The organism is Streptomyces sp. URMC 126, assembly GCF_051386555.1.
Classification (GTDB): Bacteria; Actinomycetota; Actinomycetes; order Streptomycetales; family Streptomycetaceae; genus Streptomyces.
In genome coordinates this window covers 1-740 of the sequence record NZ_JBPQTX010000659.1, presented here as the reverse complement: position 1 = coordinate 740, position 740 = coordinate 1, and the positions used below count along the sequence as shown (strand labels likewise).

The window sequence follows — 740 nt, the reverse complement described above, 5'->3', positions numbered from 1 at the left end:
GCGGGGGTGGGGGCGGGAGAAAGGGAACCGACCGTGCTCATGCCTCCACGGTGGCCCGGCCGGTCCCGCCGAACCAGAGACTCCGTCCCTATGACCACATAACCTGGACTTATGACTCAGCCGACGGACCCGCCCACGGACCCACCGAGGGGCGTCTTGCGGCCGGCGGACCCGCCGCCGTCCGGCTCCGCCCGGCCGGTCGCGGAGCGCGTCCCCGACCTCGCCGCCCTCGAACTGCTCCTCGCCGTCGCCCGGCTGGGCAGTCTCGGCCGCGCGGCCCGCGAACTGGGCATCACCCAGCCCGCCGCCAGCGGACGGCTCCGCGGCATGGAACGCATGCTGGGCGTCGCCCTCGTCGAACGCTCGCCGCGCGGCTCCCGGCTCACCCCGGCGGGCGTCCTCGTGACGGACTGGGCGCGCCGGATCGTCGAGGCGGCCGAGGCCTTCGACGCCGGGGCCCAGGCCCTGCGCGTCCGCCGGGACTCGCGGCTGCGCGTCGCGGCGAGCATGACCATCGCCGAATACCTGCTGCCCGGCTGGCTCATCACGCTGCGCGCGGAACGGCCGGGGACGGCCGTCTCGCTGTTCGCCGGCAACTCGGCGGCCGTCGCGGACCGCCTCCTCGCGGGCCGGGCCGACCTCGGCTTCGTCGAGGGCCTGGAGGTGCCCCCGGGCCTCGACGGCGCCGTCATCGGCCACGACCGCCTCGTCCTGGTCACCGCCCCCACCCACCCCTGGGC

The 740-nt window shown here is 76.6% G+C and carries 1 protein-coding gene; it reads left to right on the top strand.

Annotation, left to right across the window (positions count from 1 at the left end; translation table 11 throughout):
• Positions 1 to 111 precede the first annotated feature (111 nt).
• Positions 112 to 740: LysR family transcriptional regulator (locus ACSNOK_RS33350; RefSeq protein ID WP_436784525.1), on the top strand; the 629-nt coding region annotated here is incomplete at its 3' end.